Consider the following 18,153-nt stretch of genomic DNA (forward strand, 5'->3'; position numbering starts at 1 on the left):
GGCATTTGCGGCTATCTTCTGTACCGGATGCCCTTTGCTTGGATTCATCACATCCCGGCCGTAGTCGGAGTGCTGGGGAGCCTGTATTTCTGGCGCAAGCCGCCCAAGCGCAAAAAGGCGCGCAAGGCCGCAGCTGCCGCGAGCTGCCTGGTCGTGCCGTTTATCGGTGCCAGCGCGGCGGCGAGCCTCTATTTCTCGCCGACGCCGGTCTGGCCGTTGTTCATGACGCTCGCTGCACTTGCCACGATGGTGGCGGTCATCGCGCTCATGCGGATCACCCGCAAGCAGGCGCATGTCTGGGCGGACTACTACGCCGACGTTGCCTGACCAGACGATTTCGCCCTGGCAGTCGGCGTCGGATAGGGCATGATCATTCTGCCGTCGGGCGCCGCCGTGAACGTGGTTTGTGTGGGATAGGCGAATTCCAGGCCGCGCTCGTTGAATTGTCGCAAAATGGCGAGTCCGACCTGGTGGCGAGCCTGGTAAACGACGTCCCAGTCGCCGGACATGATGTCGAACTCCAGTTCGAAATCGAGCGAGCTCGCGCCGAAGCCGATGAAGCCGCCCCGGACGTACTCGCCGCCATGAGCCTCGACGATCTGACGCAGTAACTCGGGCAGCGCGTCGGCCGCGTCCGGCGCCGTCTGATACGTCACGCCGATCGCGAATTTGACCCGTCGATGCGCGAGCTCCGCATAACTGATGATCTCCTTGTCGAGGAGCTGCGCGTTCGAGACGATCAGCCGCTCCCCCGTGACCGCGCGCAAGCGGGTCGACTTGAGCCCGATGCGCTCGACCGTCGCGGTGTTGGTGCCGAAATTAATCGTTTCGCCCTGCCGGAACGGCTTGTCGAACAGGATGGAGAGAGCCGCGAAAAGATCGGAGAAGATCCCTTGCGCGGCAAGCCCGATGGCGATGCCGCCGATACCGAGGCCGGCAACCAGACCAGTGACATTGACACCGAGATTATCGAGGACGACGATCGCCGCCACAGCGAACAGCGCGACAGACACGAGAATCCGGATGATCCCCATTGCATTAGCCAGGGTTTCCGAACCCTCCTGGCTGGTGCGCTGCTCGATGAGGCCGATGATGATCTCGCGCACCCAGAGCGCCACCTGGATCGCCGCCACGACCGTGAAGAGGAAGCGGATGGTCGTGAGCAGCAAAGCTGGCGGACTGGCGTAGCCGGCGACGAGGCGGGCGGCGACGATCACCATGAAGAGATGGGAGGTCCGGCGGATCGTTCGCCCGGCCACGGTGAGCAGGCCCGGAGCCTGGTCGCGCTGCTGCAGCTTCTTGCCAAGGCCGCGAAGAAAATTGAGCAGCAGATAGATGGCGATGCCGACGCCAATGGCCACCGTGATCTGCAACCAGTGCACCTCGAACCAGTGGGAGATGTCCCTCATCATCGTCACGGGGTCTTGAAGCATGGCGCTGGGCGCGGCAGCGGAAAACAACATGGATCGCTTGGTCCTCTTCGCGTCGTGTCAGGCGCGCTTCTGCTGATCAACGCGCCACGCGCGTACCGGTTTCGTTGGTTACTGTCGCGGCCGCCATGATATAGTTCACGCTGAGGTCGCGGCTCAGGGTAAAGCCATAGCGCGGATCGGGCATGATCCCGGCGATGTCGCCGACCGCGAGCCCGCAATTCGCCAGCAGATCCGTCACCTCTTCCGGCGTCAGAAACTTGTGCCAGTCGTGCGTACCTTTGGGGATACGGCCGAAGCCTTCCGCCAGGGTCACGATCAGCAGCTTCGAGGCGGGGGTGCGGTTCGGGGTCGAGAGGATGAGCAGGCCATCCGGCTTCAGCAGCCGCGCGATTGCCGAGATAAACAGGGCGGGATCAGTCACGTGCTCGATGACCTCGAGAGCGGTGATGAGGTCGAATGGCGGCTCGTTCAAAGCCTCCACACCGCTGGCGCGATAGTCGATGGCGAGTCCCATTTGCGCGGCATGCGTACTGGCGACGGCAATATTCTCCGGCGCCGCGTCCACAGCGGTGACTTGCGCGCCGAGCCGGGCGAGCGGTTCGGCGACAAGGCCTGCGCCGCAGCCGATATCCAGCGCGCGCTTGCCCGCGAGCGGGCGCAGTGCGGCCGGGTCGCCGTCCCAATGCCGGTCGATCGCCTCGCGAATGTAGCGCAGGCGCACCGGTCCCAGCTTGTGAAGCATCGCGCTGGCCCCGTTCGGGTCCCACCAGTCGGCCGCCTGGGCGCCGAAATGCGCTGCTTCGCGGGGGTCTATCGTGCCGGTTCCCGGCTCGCTTGCCATAGCTGAATCCGCTGACTAAGAGGGCGCCGGCTCGAAGGCCGGAAAGACGGTTACGCCCGGTTTTCCTGCCCCCTTGATAGTCGATGAAAGGTGCGCGGCAAGCCCATGGCGCGAATTGTGATGAAATTTGGCGGCACGTCGATGGCCGGGATGGAGCGCATCCGCAAGGTGGCTACGCGCGTGAAGCACGAGGTGGAGCGGGGCAATGAGGTCGCGGTGGTCGTCTCAGCCATGGCCGGCGATACCGATCGTCTCGTCGGTTTCTGCAAGGAAGCGAGCCCGCTTTACGACCCGGCCGAATATGACGTCGTGGTGGCGTCCGGCGAGCAGGTGACCTCCGGTCTTCTAGCGATGACGCTGAAGGCCATGGGCGTGAACGCGCGCAGTTGGCTGGGCTGGCAGCTCCCGATCCGCACGAGCGAGGCACATGCGAAAGCGCGCATCGACACGATCGACAGCGAGACATTGATCGCCGGCATGAAGAGCGGGCAAGTCGCCGTGATCCCCGGTTTTCAGGGCATGATGGACGATGGCCGCATCTCGACGCTGGGTCGTGGCGGCTCGGACACGTCGGCGGTCGCTGTTGCGGCGGCGGTCAAGGCCGATCGCTGCGACATCTATACCGACGTGGACGGCGTATACACCACCGATCCCCGCATTGTGTCGCGCGCCAGGAAGCTCGACTTGGTGACTTATGAAGAAATGCTGGAACTGGCGAGCGTCGGCTCCAAGGTACTCCAGACCCGCTCCGTGGCGCTTGCCATGAAGGAGAATGTGCGCGTGCAGGTACTCTCCTCGTTCGAGGAGCCGGGCGACGACCCGGAACCGGGCACGATGATCGTCAGCGAGGAAGAAATCGAGGAAAGCGACATGGAACGGCAGCTCATCACCGGCATCGCGCATGACAAGAACGAGGCCAAGGTCGTGCTGACCAAGGTTCCGGATCGTCCGGGCATCGTGGCCGCCATCTTCGGCCCGCTCGCCGACGCCGCGATCAACGTCGATATGATTATCCAGAATGTCGGTCATAGCGGCATCGTGACGGACGTGACCTTCACCGTGCCCCGCGCGGACCTCGCTCGCAGCGTGGACATTCTCGAGGGCGAGAAGGACAGCATCGGCTTCGAGACGATCATCACAGACGCTGAGGTCGCCAAGATCAGCGTCGTGGGCGTGGGCATGCGGAGTCATGCCGGCGTTGCCGCGACGATGTTCAAGACCTTGGCCGATCGCGGCATCAACATCGAGGCGATCTCGACCAGCGAGATCAAGGTCTCCGTGTTGATCGACGAAGACGAGACCGAGCTCGCCGTGCGCGTGCTGCATAGCGCTTATGGCCTCGACGCCGACCTGCCGGCTGCTTGACAAGATAACGCCCCTCCTCTTCAGAGGAGGGATAGGGGGTGGTGGCGATGCGAAAGCATCGCTCGCAAAGCGATTAGCCAACCCTCCAGCACCACCCCAACCCCTCCTCTGGAGAGGAGGGGCTAGACTATGGTGAACCCATGACCGATCGTCTCACTTCCCTCATGGCCCGCGGCACCCGGTTTCTGGGTACGGAAACCGCTATCATCTGCGGCGCGATGAGCTGGGTGTCCGAACGCCATCTCGTCTCGGCGGTCAGCAACGCCGGCGGCTTCGGCCTGATCGCCTGCGGCGCCATGACGCCCGAGCTGCTCGACACCGAAATCGCGGCGACCAAGGCGCTGACCAGCAAGCCATTCGGCGTGAACCTCATCACCATGCACCCGCAGTTGTTCGATCTGATCGACGTCTGCAATCGCCATGACGTGAGTCATGTCGTGCTGGCCGGCGGGCTGCCGCCGCGCGGCAGCATCGAGGCGATCAAGGCCAATGGCGCAAAGGTCATCTGCTTCGCCCCGGCGCTGGCGCTGGCGAAGAAGCTGCATCGCTCCGGCGTCGACGCGCTGGTGATCGAGGGCATGGAAGCGGGCGGTCATATTGGTCCGGTCGCAACAAGCGTGCTGGCGCAGGAAATTCTGCCCGTGATGGCGAACGAACTGCCCGTGTTCGTGGCTGGGGGCATTGGCCATGGCGAGGCGATCGCCGCCTATCTCGAAATGGGGGCGGCGGGCGTGCAGCTCGGCACGCGCTTTGCCTGCGCGGTCGAGAGCATCGCGCATCCCAGCTTCAAGAAGGCCTTCTTTCGGGCCTCCGCGCGCGATGCCGTCGCCAGCGTCCAGGTCGATCCGCGTCTCCCGGTCATCCCCGTTCGCGCGCTCAAGAACGCCGGGACCGAGGCCTTCACAGCCAAGCAGCGCGAAGTCGCCCAGCTGCTCGATGACGGCAAGGTCGACATGGGCGAGGCGCAGCTCCAGATCGAGCACTACTGGGCCGGCGCCCTGCGTCGCGCGGTGATCGACGGTGACGTCGAGGGTGGCTCGCTGATGGCTGGACAGTCCGTCGGCATGGTGACCGGCGAAGAGCCGGTTGCCGAGATCATCGCGCAACTGATGGACGAAGCGCGCGTCGCTTTGGCTCGTCGCGCCGCCTGAGCGCGACGGGAGACTTTCTCCCAGATGCCAAATTCCGGAATACTCTTATCCGCTTGACGGATAACCATGCTTCGTTGACATTGTCCGAAATGCGTGCGGCTGATCGCGCATCAGGAGAGAGAAGCGTGGCCCTTTCGTTCGATCGACGTCGTGTGCCCGAAATCCGAGCGCGGAGGGTTGCTCATGTCTGAGGCAACAACCACCGCGGCCGAGCCGCGTTACGAATCGGATTTCTCCCTTCGCAAGCTCAAGCTGGTGACGATCATCACGATCGCTAACATGTTCGCGACCAGCCTGCTGCCGTTCGGCGCGATAACCCTGGTCAACGTGCCGATGACGCAGGAGTTCGGGTGGACGCAGGCGCAATACGGTCTCGCCATGACGTCGCTCATGTGGTGCGGCGCCGCGACGCTCATATTCTACGGCCGGTTCATGGACAAATATGGCGTCCGGCTCGCGATCATCTTCGGCACGATCGGCGTCGGCCTGTCCACGCTGGCACTCGGCTATGTGCAGGAGCTCTGGCAATTCTATCTCTGTTTCGCCCTGCTCGGCATCTTCGGCAGCACGGGCATCGGCTACACGAAGATCGTCAGCGCGCTCTTCACGCAGCATCGCGGAAAGGCGCTTTCGCTGTTCGGCGTCGAATCGACACTGGCTGGTGCGGGCATCCCGATCCTGCTCAACTGGATGATCACCGATTTCGGGTGGCGCGGCATGTTCATCGGCTGCGCGATCATTATCTTCGCGTTGATCCCGCTGATCTATTTCCAGATCGACGAGCCCGGCGAGATCAACAGCGAGCGGCGTCTCTTCAAGCCCAAGGACCAGCCGAAGATCGATCGCTCGGCGACGCTGGAGGGACTGAGCGAAGGCCAGATCATGCGAGACCGCGTGTTCTGGCTGATCGTCATCGCGACGATCATCGGCACCGCGCCGCGCACGGGCATGATGCCGTCCCTCGTTCCGATGCTCATCGAGAAGGGGTTCACCCAGGCCGATGCCGTCACATACATGAGCGTGTCGAGCTTCCTGGCGCTGGCCGGCACGATCGCGGGCGGATGGGCGGTCGATCGGTTCAACGACAGCCGCATAGCGATCCCGTTCAAGGTGATCTCGTTCCTCGGCCTCGTCTTCTTCATCTTCGCGACGGCGAGCTTCGGTGGCTGGTACATGCTCGGGCTTGCCGTCGGCTTCGCAGGTTTCTCGCTCGGCACCGCGCGGCCGATCGGCACCTATCTGCACGTGCGCTTCTTCGGCCTCAAGTCCTTCGGATTCTACCATGGCTTCGAGAACATGTTTCTCGCCTTCGCTATGGGTTGCGCGCCGCCTATCGTCGGTTATCTGCGCGATACAAGTGGCTCCTATATGAGCGGCTACATCATCATGGCGGTCTGTCTGGCATTCGGCACAGTGCTGTACTGGGTGCTTGGGCCTTATCGCTACGCCGCCAATATCGGCGCCGTACCGCTCCCGTCCGAGGAGGATGAAGCGGCGGAATCCGCTGCGGCCGGCAAGATAGCGCCCGCCGCAGTCTGAAGCCGGTGCGGATATGCTGCAGGTTCATCCTGCACAATGATTGCTTGCCGCGTCGCATCCGCACGGGTGTTGGTGAACCATGAGTCTTTCTGATAGCAGTGTTCCCATGGACTCTGCCCGCCGCCAGGACCAGCTATCGACAACGGCCGCCGCTGCCGCGCGCAAGATCCTCGTGCGCCTGCAGGACGTGATGGCGGCGCGCACGCCTGCGCAGGCCAAGCTCAACAAGGTCGTCGAGATCATCGGCGAGGAATTGTCGAGCGAAGTCTGCTCGATCTATCTGCTGCGCGAGGGCATGCTCGAGCTGTTCGCTACGCGCGGGCTGAAGCAGGAAGCCGTCCATGTGACGCGCCTGGGCCTGGGCGAGGGCCTCGTCGGGACCATTGCGAACAATGTCGAGACGCTGAACCTGGAGGAGGCGTCCGGTCACCCTGATTTCGCCTATCGTCCGGAAACGGGCGAGGAACTGTTCCACAGCTTCGCCGGCGTGCCGATCGTGCGGCGCGAGAAGGCGATCGGCGCCTTGTGCGTGCAGCATGTCGATCCGCGCGCCTATGTGGAAGTCGAGATCGAAGCCCTCCAGACCGTTGCCATGGTGCTCGCCGAATTGCTGAGCAATGCCGGACTGGTTGATGAGAATCCGGGCGAGACCCGCGCGGTGGAGACCGGCGCCACGATCCTCTCGGGGTTGCAGCTGGTCATGGGCATGGCGCGCGGCCACGCCGTCTTCCATCAGCCGCGCATCACGATCGAGCATACCGTCGCCGAGGATATCGAGGTGGAGCGGCAGCGCGTCTATTCGGCGTTCGCCAAGATGCGCGAGCAGCTCGATCGCATGGCGGGCCAGGCCGAATTCGGCGTCGAGGGCGAAACCAGGGAGGTCCTCGAGACCTACAAGATGTTCGCCTATGACGAGGGCTGGTCGCGGCGCATCAACGAGGCGATCGACAGTGGCCTGACGGCGGAGGCCGCCATCGAGCGCGTACAACAGCGCACCCGCATGCGCATGCGCCAGATCGACGATGCGCTGCTGCAGGATCGCATGCACGATCTGGAAGACCTCTCCAATCGCCTGCTGCGTATCGTGGCGGGCCAACTCGGCACGGCGGCGCAACTCGGCCTGCGGCAGGATACGATCCTTATCGCGCGCAATCTCGGTCCGGCCGAACTGCTCGAATATGACCGGCGGCGCCTCAAGGGTCTGATCCTGGAAGAAGGCTCGCTGACCGCGCATGTCACCATCGTGGCGCGCGCCATGGGCGTACCGGTACTGGGCCGCGTCAAGAATACGCGCTCGCTCATCAACGATGGCGATCTTCTGCTGCTCGATGTCAATCAGAACCGGCTCTACATTCGACCCTCCGTGCCGATGGACGAGGCTTTCGAAAGCGGCCTCGCGCTCACGCAGAAGCGGCGCGCTGCCTATGCGGCGCTGCGCGACAAGCCGGCGGAGAGCCTGGACGGCACGCGCATCGAGCTGATGGTCAATGCGGGGCTTCGGGACGATGTGGCCGCGCTCGACGTGACTGGTGCCGACGGCATCGGCCTGTTTCGGACAGAATTCCAGTTCCTCGTCTCGGCCACCTTGCCGCAGCGCGAGCGCCAGCAGCGCCTCTACCGCGAAGTGCTGGATGCCGCGGGCAGCAAGCCGGTGATCTTCCGCACCGTCGATATCGGTGGCGACAAGGCGCTGCCCTATCTGCGCAACAGCGATACGGACGAGCAGGAAGAAAATCCTGCCATGGGCTGGCGCGCCGTGCGGCTCGCGCTGGAGCGCGACGGACTCATGAAGGTGCAGGCGCGCGCCCTGCTGGAAGCGGCGGCCGGCCGCACGCTCCATGTCATGTTTCCCATGATTTCCGAACCGTGGGAGCTGGCACAGGCCAAGGCACTGTTCAAGGAACAGTATGACTGGCTCGCCAAGCGCGACAAGAAGCTGCCCAAGACGGTGTATTACGGCACGATGCTGGAAGTGCCGGCGCTTGCCGAAACGCTTGATTTCGTGCTGCCCGAGCTGGACTTCCTCTCGATCGGCACGAACGACCTCACGCAGTTCCTGTTCGCGGCCGACCGCGCCAATCCGAAACTCGCCGAGCGCTACGACTGGTTGAGCGTGGCGATCCTGCGCTTCCTCTCGCGCATCGTGAAGACCTGCGCGAACTATGATGTGCCGGTCGGCGTCTGCGGCGAGATGGGCGGGCGCACACTGGAGGCCATGGCCCTGCTCGGCATCGGCATAAGACGGTTGTCGATCACGCCGGCGTCTGTCGGCCCGGTCAAGGCGATGGTGCGCAGTCTCGATGTCGCGGCGCTCAGCGCCCATTGCACCGACCTGCTCAAGGGCGGCGTCGCCAATCTGCGCGAACCGCTGGCCCAATGGGCGAGCGATAACAACGTCGAGCTCAACTGAGCGCTCCAGACGCTCGCTCCACAGCAGTGTGCGCCGGCACAGGTTAAGCGCGTTGACACCGCGCTCAAGCCCATGGAACAAGACATTGCCCTGAAACGGACCGGAAAACGGACGACGCATGGCCAAAGAGCCGAAGATGGCAGAAGAAGTGAACGAGGTCGTACCTGATAACGCCAGCGCGCCGGAGCTTATGCGGCGTGCCCGCGAGGCCAAGGGACTTTCTCTGGAAGATGTTGCCACGCAGACTCGCGTGCCGACACGGCACCTTGTTGCCCTGGAGGCCGGTGACTATCAGGCCTTGCCCGGCACGACTTATTGCGCGGGTTTCGCCCGTGCGTTCGCGCGCGCCGTGGACCTTGACGAGACCATGCTGGTCGCCAAGGTCCGGGCCGAAATCGATGACATGGGCGGGGTAGGGCAGGGGCCTTACGAATTCGAGGAAGCGGTCGATCCGAGCAGCGTGCCGCCGCGCTGGCTTGCCTGGGTCGCGGCCGGACTCGTGCTGTTGCTGGCAGGCGGCTATGCGATCTGGCGGATGCAGCTCAACACGCCGCCGACCGACGAACAACTCGCAGCCGAGCAACGCACGGAGACCCGGATCGCCGATCCGGCCGTACCGTCTCGGTCTGCTACGGCACCTGCGGCGCCGACCGCAGGTCCGGTGGTCCTGACGGCGGTCAACGAGGTCTGGCTGCGCATCTATGAACCGGACGGCACGCGCCTTTTCGAAGGCACGCTGGCCAAGGACCAGACCTACACCGTGCCGACCACGGCGCGCGGTCCGATGATCCTGACCGGTCGCCCCGATGCTCTCGCCGTGACCATCGGCGGGCAGGCGATACCGCCGCTCGGCCCTCCTGAGCGCACGATTGCCGACGTTCCCGTAAGCGCCACCGCGCTGCTCGCACGCAAGGCTGCGTCACCGGAAGGCGATGTCGGAACGGCCGTCCCGGCAAATGCCGCTGTGGGCAATTCGGCCGGCTGACGTCTCTTCGCGAGCAGTTGGCGCTCGGCGCTTTACCCGTTCGAGGGATTGGTTATTGATGCGCCGACCCAATTCATTCCCAGCTTCCAGGATTTCGTGATCATGTCCGCCAAGCTTCGCCGCTCCGGCCTTTTCCGCACCGCGCTGCTGATCGGCGCCAGCCTGCCGCTGCTCTGGACCGCAGCGGCTTCTGCCCAGAGCCAGGACCGGACGGTCGAGGGCAGGGTCGGCAAGCTCGAGCAGGAAATGCGCGCCGTGCAACGCCGTGTCTTCCCGACGGCCGGCGGTCAGGTGCTCGCGCCCGAAGTCGGACCGACGACGCCGACGCCCGGCGTGGCGGCCGGAGCGCCGGCGACCTCGCCCGTCGCCGATCTCGAGGCACGGGTCAGCGCCATCGAATCGCAGCTTGCGCGACTGACCGGTCAGGTCGAGGAAAACGGAAATCGCCTCAAGCAACTCGAGGACAAGGTCGCCGAAATGACGGCGCCGCCGCCGCTTCCGGCAAGCATTCCGACCACGGCGACACCAACGCCAGCGGCCGCCGCACCGTCGCGGCCTACCGTGACGGCACCGGCGCGGTCTGCACCGGCCCCAGGCGGTGCGTCGCTCGTGGCGCGCAATGAACAGGTCGCCGCTGTCGAGCGGCCAAGCACAGGCAATGCCGCGCTCGACAATTATACTTATGGCTTCCGCCTCTGGACCGCCAAATTCTATCCCGAGGCGCAGACGCAACTGCAGGCGACGCTCGATAAATATGGCAACGATCCGGTTGCCAGTCGCGCGCAGAATTTGCTCGGTCGCGCCTATCTCGACGACAACAAGCCTTCGATGGCCGCCAAGGTTCTGTATGAAAATTACCGCACGCGCCCCAAGGGCGACCGCGCGGCGGAGAGCCTTGCCTGGGTCGGCGAATCCCTGATCCAGCTCAATCGGCTCAAGGAAGCCTGTCTCGCTTATGACGAGCTTGGCGACGTCTTTGCCGGCAGCATGCCGGCCAGCGTGCGCGACATGATGGCCAAGGGCCGGGTCCGCGCAAAATGCGGTGCCTGACGGACTCGAATCGAGACTGAAGGCCGCGACGGAGCGCCTGATCGGCCGCCCGGTCACGCCCGACGAACGCATCGGCATTGCCGTGTCCGGCGGGGCGGACAGCATGGCGCTGCTGAGTGCTGCCCAGGCTTGCTGGCCGGGGCAATTGGAGGCAGCGAGCGTCGATCATGGTCTGCGTCCAGAGGCGCGTGAGGAGGCCGAGATGGTTTCCCGCTGGTGTCAGGCCGCTGGCGTGCGACATCGCGTCCTGACCGTCGCCGGCGCGCTGCAGGGCAATATCCAGGCCGCCGCGCGGATGGCGCGCTATGCATTGCTGGAAGAATGGCGCACGGAGCGAGGCTTGGCGTGGCTGATGACGGGGCATCAGGCGGACGACCAGATCGAGACGGTGCTGATGCGTCTCGGGCGCGGGTCGGGCGTGGGCGGGCTTGCCTCCGTCCGGGAGCAGCGGGCGCATGTGTTGCGGCCGCTGCTGAGCGAGCGCCGGGCGACCCTGCGTCGCTATTGCGAGGCGCGGGCGATCCCCTTCGTCGATGATCCCAGCAACGATGACGATCGCTTCGACCGCGTGCGGCTGCGCAAGGCGCTCGAAAGCAGCGGTGCCCTTGTCGATCCGAACGGGGTCGCGCGCTCGGTCGGTGCCCTTGGGGAGGCAGAGATCGCTCTCGCCTGGATGACGGACAGGATCGCGAACGATTTTCTCGATCTCAGTGATGGTCTGGCGACCCTCCGTCACACCGATCTTCCGAATGAAATTCTGCGGCGATTATTGCTCCGCATGATCGAATATTTGCACCCCGAGGCCAAAAAACCGCGCGGTCCGTCGCTGGATCAAGCGCTTGTTCAACTTTTGGGTGGTAGGCGTGTCACTCTGGCCGACTGCGTCTTCACGGGCGGGCAGACATGGACAGCGAGACGGGCGCCGCCGCGAAAGTCACGCTGAACCATTGTGTTCCGGGCGCGATGTCCTATTTTGGAGCGCGAAAGCGAGTTGAGATGAACGATCAAAAAGAGCCGCAAGGCAATCCGTGGATCAAGAGCGCGCTCATTCTGGCCGGCGTGTTTCTCGCGCTGCTGATGTTCGTGACCGTGTTCGACAACAAGAGCATCGGCGCAAAGGGCACGCCCATCGCCTATTCCGAGTTCCGCGCGAAGGTCGCGTCGGATGCGGTGAAGGAGGTGTCGATCGGCCCTGATCGCATCAATGGCGTGCTGAAGAACGATCAGCGATTCACGGCTTATGCAGTGCCCGATCCCACCCTCACCGGCCTGCTCGACGAGCACAATGTCAAATATTCCGGCCAGCCCGAAGAGCAGCCCAATTTCTGGATGATCCTGCTCTATCAGTCGCTCCCGTTCGTCCTCATCCTGGGCATTGCCTTCTTCGTTCTGCGCCAGATGCAGAAAGGCGGCGGCGCTGGCGGCGCGATGGGCTTCGGCAAGTCCAAGGCCAAGCTGCTGACCGAGAAGTCGGGCCGCGTCACCTTCGATGACGTCGCCGGCATTGACGAAGCGCGCGAAGAGCTCGAGGAAATCGTCGAATTCCTGAAGGACCCCAGCAAGTTCGCGCGTCTGGGCGGCAAGATCCCCAAGGGCGCGCTGCTGGTTGGTTCGCCCGGCACCGGCAAGACGCTGCTCGCCCGTGCCATCGCGGGTGAGGCGGGCGTGCCCTTCTTCACCATATCCGGTTCGGATTTCGTCGAGATGTTCGTCGGCGTCGGCGCGAGCCGCGTGCGCGACATGTTCGAGCAAGCCAAGAAGAATGCGCCGTGCATCGTCTTCATCGACGAGATCGACGCTGTCGGCCGTCATCGTGGCGCAGGCCTCGGCAACGGCAATGACGAGCGCGAGCAGACGCTGAACCAGCTCCTCGTGGAGATGGACGGTTTCGAGGCGAATGAGGGCATCATCATCATCGCCGCGACCAACCGTCCCGATGTGCTGGATCCGGCGCTGCTGCGTCCGGGCCGCTTCGACCGTCAGGTCGTCGTGCCGCGTCCCGACATCGACGGCCGCATCAAGATCCTCCAGGTCCACATGAAGAAGGTGCCGCTGGCGCCGGACGTCGATGCGCGCACCATCGCGCGCGGCACGCCGGGCTTCTCGGGCGCGGATCTCGCCAATCTCGTCAACGAGGCGGCGCTGATGGCCGCACGGCGCGGCAAGCGCCTGGTGGCGAGCGCCGAGTTCGAGGCAGCCAAGGACAAGGTCATGATGGGCGCCGAACGGCGCTCGATGGTGATGACCGAGGACGAGAAGAAGATGACCGCCTATCATGAGGCGGGCCATGCCATCGTCGCGATCCACGAGCCGGCGTCCGATCCGATCCACAAGGCGACCATCATCCCGCGCGGTCGCGCGCTGGGTATGGTCATGCGCCTGCCGGAGCGGGACAATTATAGCTATCATCGCGACAAGATGTACGCGAACCTGGCCGTCTCCATGGGCGGTCGCGTCGCCGAAGAGGTGATCTTCGGCTACGACAAGGTCTCCTCGGGCGCGTCGAGCGACATCCAGTATGCCACGCGCCTCGCGCGCGACATGGTCACGCAATGGGGCATGTCGGACGAGATGGGCCCGCTGCAATATGAGGAGCCGCAGGGCGAGACCTTCCTTGGCTATTCGCAGAGCCAGCGCGTCCATATGTCGGACGAGACGGCGCAGCGGATCGACAAGGAAATCCGCAAGATCGTCGAGACCGGCTACAACCGGGCGAACGAGCTGCTGACGAAGCATAATGACCAGCTTCATCTGCTCGCGCAGGCGCTGCTCGAGTTCGAGACGCTCTCGGGCGACGAGATCAAGACGCTGATCGAGAAGGGCGAACTGGTGCGCGAAGGCGAGACGATCCGTCCGACGCCGGTGCCGGTCGCCGGCACGTCGATTCCCAAGGCAGGCCGCCGCAAGGGATCGTTCGGAGACGCCGCGCCGCAGGGCGTCTGATCGCAGTCCAGCCCCGGCATTCAGCCAATGTTCAAGCCCCGGTCGAGAGATCGGGGCTTGTTTCTTTGGGAGGGCGATGATGAAAGCGGTGCGCTGGGCAATGATGCTGGCGATGAGCGTTATCATCGGCGTGATGCCCGCATCCGCCATGACCGTCTCCGATTTTCTGACGCGCGCCGATGCTCTCAAGGCGAAAGGCGCCCTCGCGATGTTTCAGCGCGACGAGATCAAGGCATTGACGGTGGAAGTGCAGTCGGCTGCCGATGCCTTTCGGGCCGATGCGGGCCGTGCGAAGGCCAGTGGCGACAGGTCGCTCGGCTGCCCGCCGCCCAAGGGCAAGGCGAAAATCGGCTCCAACGATCTGATCGAGAGCTTTCGTGCCATTCCGGCCGAGCGACGCAAGACGGTCAGCGTGAAGTCCGGCTTTTACGAAATGATGAAGTCCCGCTATCCCCGCCCCTGAACGCCGATGCGGCGTGGGGAGAGCATATGCCGATCTACATCGATGAAAGTGGCGGCCTGCCCGCTGGCGGCATGATCATGGCAGGCGTGGAAATCGAGGCCGATTCGGCCGATCAACTCCTGCTGCGCTTTCGCGCCGTTACGGGCCTCAGCGGAGAACTGAAGGGCAGCCGCATCGAGCCGATCGAGCGAGCCTTCTTTTTCGAGCTGTTCGAGCGTTTCGGCGGTCGCGCGCGGGTCTGCATCGCTCGCGATGAGCGCGGTCTGACCGGGCAGCGGCCCGAAGACCTCGACGTCTATGTCGCGCTGCTGGACCTGCTGGTCGATGACTGGCTGGCTGGCGGCGCCGAATGCCCGAATTTCGTGATCGACCAGGGCCGGTATGATGCGCTGGTGCTGGAAGAGGTCCGGCAGGACATTGCGCGCCTGCTGGCGCATTGCGGGACGGCAAGCCTTGTCGATAGCCGCCGCTCGGCCGGCGTGCAGATCGCCGACGTGATCGCCAACAGCTTCTACAACGTCATCGTGGGAAGCCGGCAGAGCAGCCGCGTGGAGACGATCGTCGAGCCGTTCCTGCGCGCTGATCTCATCCGGGTTCATCATCTCGCGACATTGCCGCCCCCGAAACGAAAACATCCGGCATTGCAGGGCAATGCCGGACGTCCCGTCATCTTGCGATAGCAGCCGGTTCAGCCGTCGTAGTCGGCGCCCAGATTGTGCGTGCGCGGCGGGGTCGCGGCGGTGAGGCGAAGCGCCTCGGCCGAGCGCGCGATCGAGCCGATCTCGTCGGGCGTATCGTCATCGTCGATCTGCAGCTTCTGCATCGATCCGACGAGATCGTGCTGGAGATCTTCCGGCGTGACGGTCTCTTCGGCGATCTCGCGGAGCGCCACGACCGGGTTCTTGTCGCGGTCGCGATCGATGGTCAGTTCGGCACCGCCCGAGATGGAGCGCGCCCGCTGCGCCGCGAGCAGCACGAGATCGAAACGATTGGGAACCTTGTCGATGCAATCTTCGACAGTAACGCGCGCCATGCTTGGCTCCTGAACAGCTGAAATGGTCTGGGAAAAAGCGATCCGCTATCAGCGCGAGCAGTCGAAGTCAAGGAATGCTGCGTCTTGGCAAGCCGGTTGCCTTGCCGCATGACAGGGTATGGAGCGCGAAGCGGATCCTCTCGTCGATGCCATTGCGCGTCATGTCGTGGACGGCAACGAGCTGGCGCTGCTGGCAGGCGGCGAGGAACGGCTTAAGGCGCTCATAGAACTGATCGAATCCGCACGACGGCAGGTCGATATCTATTACTACATCTTCACGGATGACGAATGCGGGCGCCGCGTGATCGAGGCGCTGATCGATGCGCGCAATCGCGATGTCGCCGTAACGCTCATGGTCGATGCCTTCGGCTCCGCGCTGACGCCACAATCGCTGTTCGATCCGCTGATCGAGGCCGGCGCGCGTTTCGCTTGGTTCGGCGCGCATCGCTCGACGCGCTACCTGATCCGCAATCATCAGAAGATGGTCATCGTCGATAGCCAGTGCGTGCTGATCGGCGGCTTCAATTGCGACAAATACTATTTCGGTGCGTGGACGGAAACGCTTGCCTGGTGCGATCTCGGCCTGCTGGTCAAGGGGCCGCTGGCCGGCGAACTGCAACGCTGGTTCGATGCGATTGCGCACTGGACGATCGACAGCCGCCAGAGCTTCCGCCGCTTGCGTCAGCTCGTGCGCGACTGGAAGCCGCCCGAGGGCCAGGTCGCCTGGCTGATCGGCGGCCCCACGCGCTTCCTCAGCAGCTGGGCGCGCAAGGTGAAGCACGATCTCCAGCATGGCCGCCGGCTCGATCTGGTCATGGCCTATTTCTCGCCCAATCCGGGCATGATGCGCCGCATCGCCGGTATCGCCCGCCGCGGCACGGCGCGCGTGATCACACCTGCCAAATCCGACAACACGGCAACGATCGGGGCGCAGCGCCACCTCTACAAGCGATTGCTTCGCGCGCGGGTCAACCTCTTCGAATATCAGCCCCAGAAGCTGCACATGAAGCTGATCGTGATCGACGACATCGTCTATATCGGCTCGGCCAATTTCGACATGCGCAGCCTGTTCATCAATCTGGAGCTGATGCTGCGGATCGAGGACGCGCCGTTCGCCGCGGAGACACGGGCGCTGGTCGCTCGGCTCGTGGCGGATAGCAGGGCGATCGACGCACCGGCCTATGCAGCGATGTCCGGCCCTGTTCGCAGCTTCATCTGGTGGCTGGAATATCTGCTCGTCGGTGTGCTGGATTACACTGTCACTCGGCGCCTCAACTTCCGCCGTCAGCAGCGGTGATCAGGCGGCTTTCCGCGCCCAGAACAGGCGGGCAGGGGGAACGCAGCGCATCACGACGCCTTTGCCGACCCGTGCGAAGCGTCGCTTCAGGAGCGGCAGCACGAACAGCGAATATTGATAGACGAGGAACGCGCCGCCCGGTGCGATGACCCGGGCCGTGGCATCCATGATCGCATCTGCGACACTGCGTGGAAGTGTCGAGAAGGGCAGGCCGGAGACGACGTAATCCGCCGCCGTGAAGCCGTGCGCGGCGACGATCGCCTCGACATCGGTGGCCGACCCTTCGACGCAGATCAGGCGCTCGTCGGCAATCTGCTCGCGAAGAAGCGCGATGAATGTCGCATTGGTGTCGATTGCGATCAATCGCCCGTCGGGGCCGAGCCGCCGTAGAATCGCCTGCGTGAAGACGCCCGTTCCCGGTCCATATTCGACCGCGCAGCGTGCCGCGCGCCAGTCGACCGGATCGAGCAGCGCGCGGATCGCGACGCGCGAGGTCGGGACGATCGAGCCGACCATGCGGGGGTTTCGGATAAATTCTTTGAGGAAGACAAGCTTGGATGACATGTGTTTGGTCTTGACGATCATCCGTGTAGCTCTCCTCTGGCCGCGCCGTGACAAAATAACGGATAGCTGGCAAGGAGGTTTCGTGTGGAGGAGGACCAATGAGCGAGCCTGATACCAGCCTGCCGCCGACTGGCGCCATCGCGGTCATTTTCGTCGCTCAGCGCACGGCGCAGGACGATGCGGGCTATGACGCCGCCGGCGAAGCGATGGTCGTGCTGGCCGCGCAGCAGCCCGGCTATCTCGGCATCGACAGCGTGCGCGATACGGACGGCCTCGGCATCACCGTAAGCTACTGGGCCGACGAGGCGAGCGCGCTCGCCTGGCGCGCCAATGCCGAGCATGCCGCCATTCGCGAGCTTGGGCGCGAGCGCTGGTATGCGGATTATCGCCTGATCGTCACGCAGGTCACGCGCGCCTATCAATGGGCGAAGGACTGAGCGGGCGGCTCAGCCCTCTTTCTCGCCCAGATTGAGGCCGTGCTTCATCAGCATCGGCAGATTGGCCATGGCGAAGACCATCGAGACGATCGTCACGCCCCAGACCTTGACGGTCAGCCATGTGTCGAAGCTCAGCATCGCGCGCATCGCTTCATTGGCAAGCGCGAGGCCCGCGAAGAACAGTCCCCAATTACGCGAGAGCTTGAGCCAGCCCGTTTCGCTCAGCCCGTCATAAGCGGACTGAAGCAGATAGCGCAGCAGTGGCTTGCCGCGTATCCAGCCGCCCAGCAGCATTGCCGCGAAGAAGGCGTAGATGATTGTCGGCTTGATCTGGATGAAGCTCGGATTGCGGAAATAGAGCGTCAGCGCGCCGAAGAAGATGACCAGGATGGCCGAGAGCCAAAGCATCGGCGAGACCTTGCCGAGCTTCACCTTGCTGATCAGCACGGCGATGGCGATGGCCAGCATGAAGGCGGCGGTGGAAACAAGCGTCGCCGTGATCGGATTTGCTTCGCCGAAGTGCCAGCGCGCGAGCCGATAGCCGACGAAGAAGACCAGCAGCGGCCCGAAATCGAGTGCCATCGGGAGCCAGCTTTCGCCCTTGGGACCGGGCGCCACCGGCGCGCCGTCGATAGTGGCGTC

General features: G+C 64.1%; 18 protein-coding genes. 13 read left to right on the forward strand and 5 right to left on the reverse strand.

The features are described 5' to 3' along the window. Nucleotides 1-69: 69 nt before the first annotated feature. Entirely contained in the window at nt 70-327 is a 258-nt protein-coding gene (locus KM135_RS09205) for a hypothetical protein (protein WP_221713708.1), read from the forward strand. Here KM135_RS09205 and KM135_RS09210 read toward each other — a convergent pair. After that, nucleotides 309-1,433: a mechanosensitive ion channel family protein gene (locus KM135_RS09210; protein ID WP_246605868.1), complete on the reverse strand. Its 1,125-nt coding sequence runs from the start codon at nt 1,431-1,433 to the stop codon at nt 309-311. The genes KM135_RS09205 and KM135_RS09210 overlap by 19 nt on opposite strands. A 76-nt stretch (nt 1,434-1,509) precedes the next feature. Continuing rightward, nucleotides 1,510-2,274, reverse strand: coding sequence for a bifunctional 2-polyprenyl-6-hydroxyphenol methylase/3-demethylubiquinol 3-O-methyltransferase UbiG (ubiG, locus tag KM135_RS09215; RefSeq protein ID WP_221713710.1), 765 nt, complete (start codon nt 2,272-2,274; stop codon nt 1,510-1,512). Between the two features lie 105 nt (nt 2,275-2,379). Here ubiG and KM135_RS09220 point away from each other — a divergent pair, with 105 nt between their 5' ends. From KM135_RS09220 to KM135_RS09265, 10 genes are all read left to right on the forward strand, one after another. Next, nucleotides 2,380-3,639: an aspartate kinase gene (locus KM135_RS09220; RefSeq protein WP_221713711.1), complete on the forward strand. Its 1,260-nt coding sequence runs from the start codon at nt 2,380-2,382 to the stop codon at nt 3,637-3,639. 140 nt (nt 3,640-3,779) lie between these two features. Continuing rightward, a complete protein-coding gene (locus tag KM135_RS09225; protein WP_221713712.1) occupies nt 3,780-4,790 on the forward strand; it encodes an NAD(P)H-dependent flavin oxidoreductase in 1,011 nt (336 codons plus the stop codon). A gap of 183 nt (nt 4,791-4,973) precedes the next feature. Then, nucleotides 4,974-6,329 (forward strand): MFS transporter, encoded by a 1,356-nt coding sequence (locus KM135_RS09230; RefSeq protein WP_221713713.1) that lies wholly within the window; start codon nt 4,974-4,976, stop codon nt 6,327-6,329. Between the two features lie 79 nt (nt 6,330-6,408). After that, nucleotides 6,409-8,739 carry a phosphoenolpyruvate--protein phosphotransferase gene (gene ptsP / locus KM135_RS09235; protein WP_246605869.1) on the forward strand — a complete coding sequence of 777 codons (2,331 nt, stop codon included), beginning with the start codon at nt 6,409-6,411 and terminating at the stop codon, nt 8,737-8,739. A 118-nt stretch (nt 8,740-8,857) separates the two neighbouring features. Further along, entirely contained in the window at nt 8,858-9,724 is an 867-nt protein-coding gene (locus KM135_RS09240; protein ID WP_221713714.1) for a helix-turn-helix domain-containing protein, read from the forward strand. Nucleotides 9,725-9,826: 102 nt separating this feature from the next. Next, a complete protein-coding gene (locus tag KM135_RS09245; protein ID WP_221713715.1) occupies nt 9,827-10,774 on the forward strand; it encodes a tetratricopeptide repeat protein in 948 nt (315 codons plus the stop codon). Beyond that, nucleotides 10,767-11,717, forward strand: a complete 951-nt coding sequence (gene tilS, locus KM135_RS09250) for a tRNA lysidine(34) synthetase TilS (protein ID WP_221713716.1) — start codon at nt 10,767-10,769, stop codon at nt 11,715-11,717. Before KM135_RS09245 ends, tilS begins: the two co-directional genes overlap by 8 nt. Nucleotides 11,718-11,770: 53 nt before the next feature. Next, nucleotides 11,771-13,717, forward strand: coding sequence for an ATP-dependent zinc metalloprotease FtsH (gene ftsH / locus KM135_RS09255; RefSeq protein WP_221713717.1), 1,947 nt, complete (start codon nt 11,771-11,773; stop codon nt 13,715-13,717). A gap of 76 nt (nt 13,718-13,793) precedes the next feature. Next, nucleotides 13,794-14,180, forward strand: a complete 387-nt coding sequence (locus tag KM135_RS09260) for a hypothetical protein (protein ID WP_246605871.1) — start codon at nt 13,794-13,796, stop codon at nt 14,178-14,180. A gap of 26 nt (nt 14,181-14,206) precedes the next feature. Then, a complete protein-coding gene (locus KM135_RS09265; RefSeq protein ID WP_221713718.1) occupies nt 14,207-14,860 on the forward strand; it encodes a DUF3800 domain-containing protein in 654 nt (217 codons plus the stop codon). Between the two features lie 8 nt (nt 14,861-14,868). On the opposite strand, the gene rpoZ is transcribed toward KM135_RS09265, so the two are convergent. Beyond that, on the reverse strand, nt 14,869-15,213 hold the full coding sequence (gene rpoZ, locus KM135_RS09270; protein ID WP_221713719.1) for a DNA-directed RNA polymerase subunit omega: 345 nt from the start codon (nt 15,211-15,213) through the stop codon (nt 14,869-14,871). Nucleotides 15,214-15,331: 118 nt separating this feature from the next. Here rpoZ and KM135_RS09275 point away from each other — a divergent pair, with 118 nt between their 5' ends. Then, entirely contained in the window at nt 15,332-16,510 is a 1,179-nt protein-coding gene (locus tag KM135_RS09275) for a phospholipase D-like domain-containing protein (RefSeq protein ID WP_221713720.1), read from the forward strand. On the opposite strand, the gene KM135_RS09280 is transcribed toward KM135_RS09275, so the two are convergent. Beyond that, on the reverse strand, nt 16,511-17,026 hold the full coding sequence (locus KM135_RS09280; RefSeq protein ID WP_246605872.1) for a class I SAM-dependent methyltransferase: 516 nt from the start codon (nt 17,024-17,026) through the stop codon (nt 16,511-16,513). Nucleotides 17,027-17,172: 146 nt separating this feature from the next. On the opposite strand from KM135_RS09280, the gene KM135_RS09285 reads away from it, so the two are divergent. After that, a complete protein-coding gene (locus KM135_RS09285; protein ID WP_221713722.1) occupies nt 17,173-17,511 on the forward strand; it encodes an antibiotic biosynthesis monooxygenase family protein in 339 nt (112 codons plus the stop codon). 9 nt (nt 17,512-17,520) lie between these two features. Here KM135_RS09285 and KM135_RS09290 read toward each other — a convergent pair whose 3' ends face one another. Further along, nucleotides 17,521-18,093 (reverse strand): inner membrane-spanning protein YciB, encoded by a 573-nt coding sequence (locus KM135_RS09290; RefSeq protein ID WP_246605889.1) that lies wholly within the window; start codon nt 18,091-18,093, stop codon nt 17,521-17,523. Nucleotides 18,094-18,153: the final 60 nt, after the last annotated feature.

Origin of the sequence: Sphingobium xanthum (assembly GCF_019737615.1) — a bacterium.
In the GTDB taxonomy this organism is placed as follows: Bacteria; Pseudomonadota; Alphaproteobacteria; order Sphingomonadales; family Sphingomonadaceae; genus Sphingobium; species Sphingobium xanthum.

Coding starts and splice junctions, on each gene's coding strand:
- KM135_RS09210 (WP_246605868.1), bottom strand. CDS start 1,433: ATGCTTCAAGACCCCGTGACGATGATGAGGGACATCTCCCACTGGTTC.
- ubiG (WP_221713710.1), bottom strand. CDS start 2,274: ATGGCAAGCGAGCCGGGAACCGGCACGATAGACCCCCGCGAAGCAGCG.
- KM135_RS09225 (WP_221713712.1), top strand. CDS start 3,780: ATGACCGATCGTCTCACTTCCCTCATGGCCCGCGGCACCCGGTTTCTG.
- KM135_RS09230 (WP_221713713.1), top strand. CDS start 4,974: ATGTCTGAGGCAACAACCACCGCGGCCGAGCCGCGTTACGAATCGGAT.
- KM135_RS09265 (WP_221713718.1), top strand. CDS start 14,207: ATGCCGATCTACATCGATGAAAGTGGCGGCCTGCCCGCTGGCGGCATG.
- rpoZ (WP_221713719.1), bottom strand. CDS start 15,213: ATGGCGCGCGTTACTGTCGAAGATTGCATCGACAAGGTTCCCAATCGT.
- KM135_RS09240 (WP_221713714.1), top strand. CDS start 8,858: ATGGCCAAAGAGCCGAAGATGGCAGAAGAAGTGAACGAGGTCGTACCT.
- KM135_RS09275 (WP_221713720.1), top strand. CDS start 15,332: ATGGAGCGCGAAGCGGATCCTCTCGTCGATGCCATTGCGCGTCATGTC.
- KM135_RS09220 (WP_221713711.1), top strand. CDS start 2,380: ATGGCGCGAATTGTGATGAAATTTGGCGGCACGTCGATGGCCGGGATG.
- KM135_RS09280 (WP_246605872.1), bottom strand. CDS start 17,026: ATGGTCGGCTCGATCGTCCCGACCTCGCGCGTCGCGATCCGCGCGCTG.
- ptsP (WP_246605869.1), top strand. CDS start 6,409: ATGAGTCTTTCTGATAGCAGTGTTCCCATGGACTCTGCCCGCCGCCAG.
- ftsH (WP_221713717.1), top strand. CDS start 11,771: ATGAACGATCAAAAAGAGCCGCAAGGCAATCCGTGGATCAAGAGCGCG.
- KM135_RS09290 (WP_246605889.1), bottom strand. CDS start 18,093: ATGGCACTCGATTTCGGGCCGCTGCTGGTCTTCTTCGTCGGCTATCGG.
- KM135_RS09285 (WP_221713722.1), top strand. CDS start 17,173: ATGAGCGAGCCTGATACCAGCCTGCCGCCGACTGGCGCCATCGCGGTC.
- KM135_RS09260 (WP_246605871.1), top strand. CDS start 13,794: ATGATGAAAGCGGTGCGCTGGGCAATGATGCTGGCGATGAGCGTTATC.
- KM135_RS09245 (WP_221713715.1), top strand. CDS start 9,827: ATGTCCGCCAAGCTTCGCCGCTCCGGCCTTTTCCGCACCGCGCTGCTG.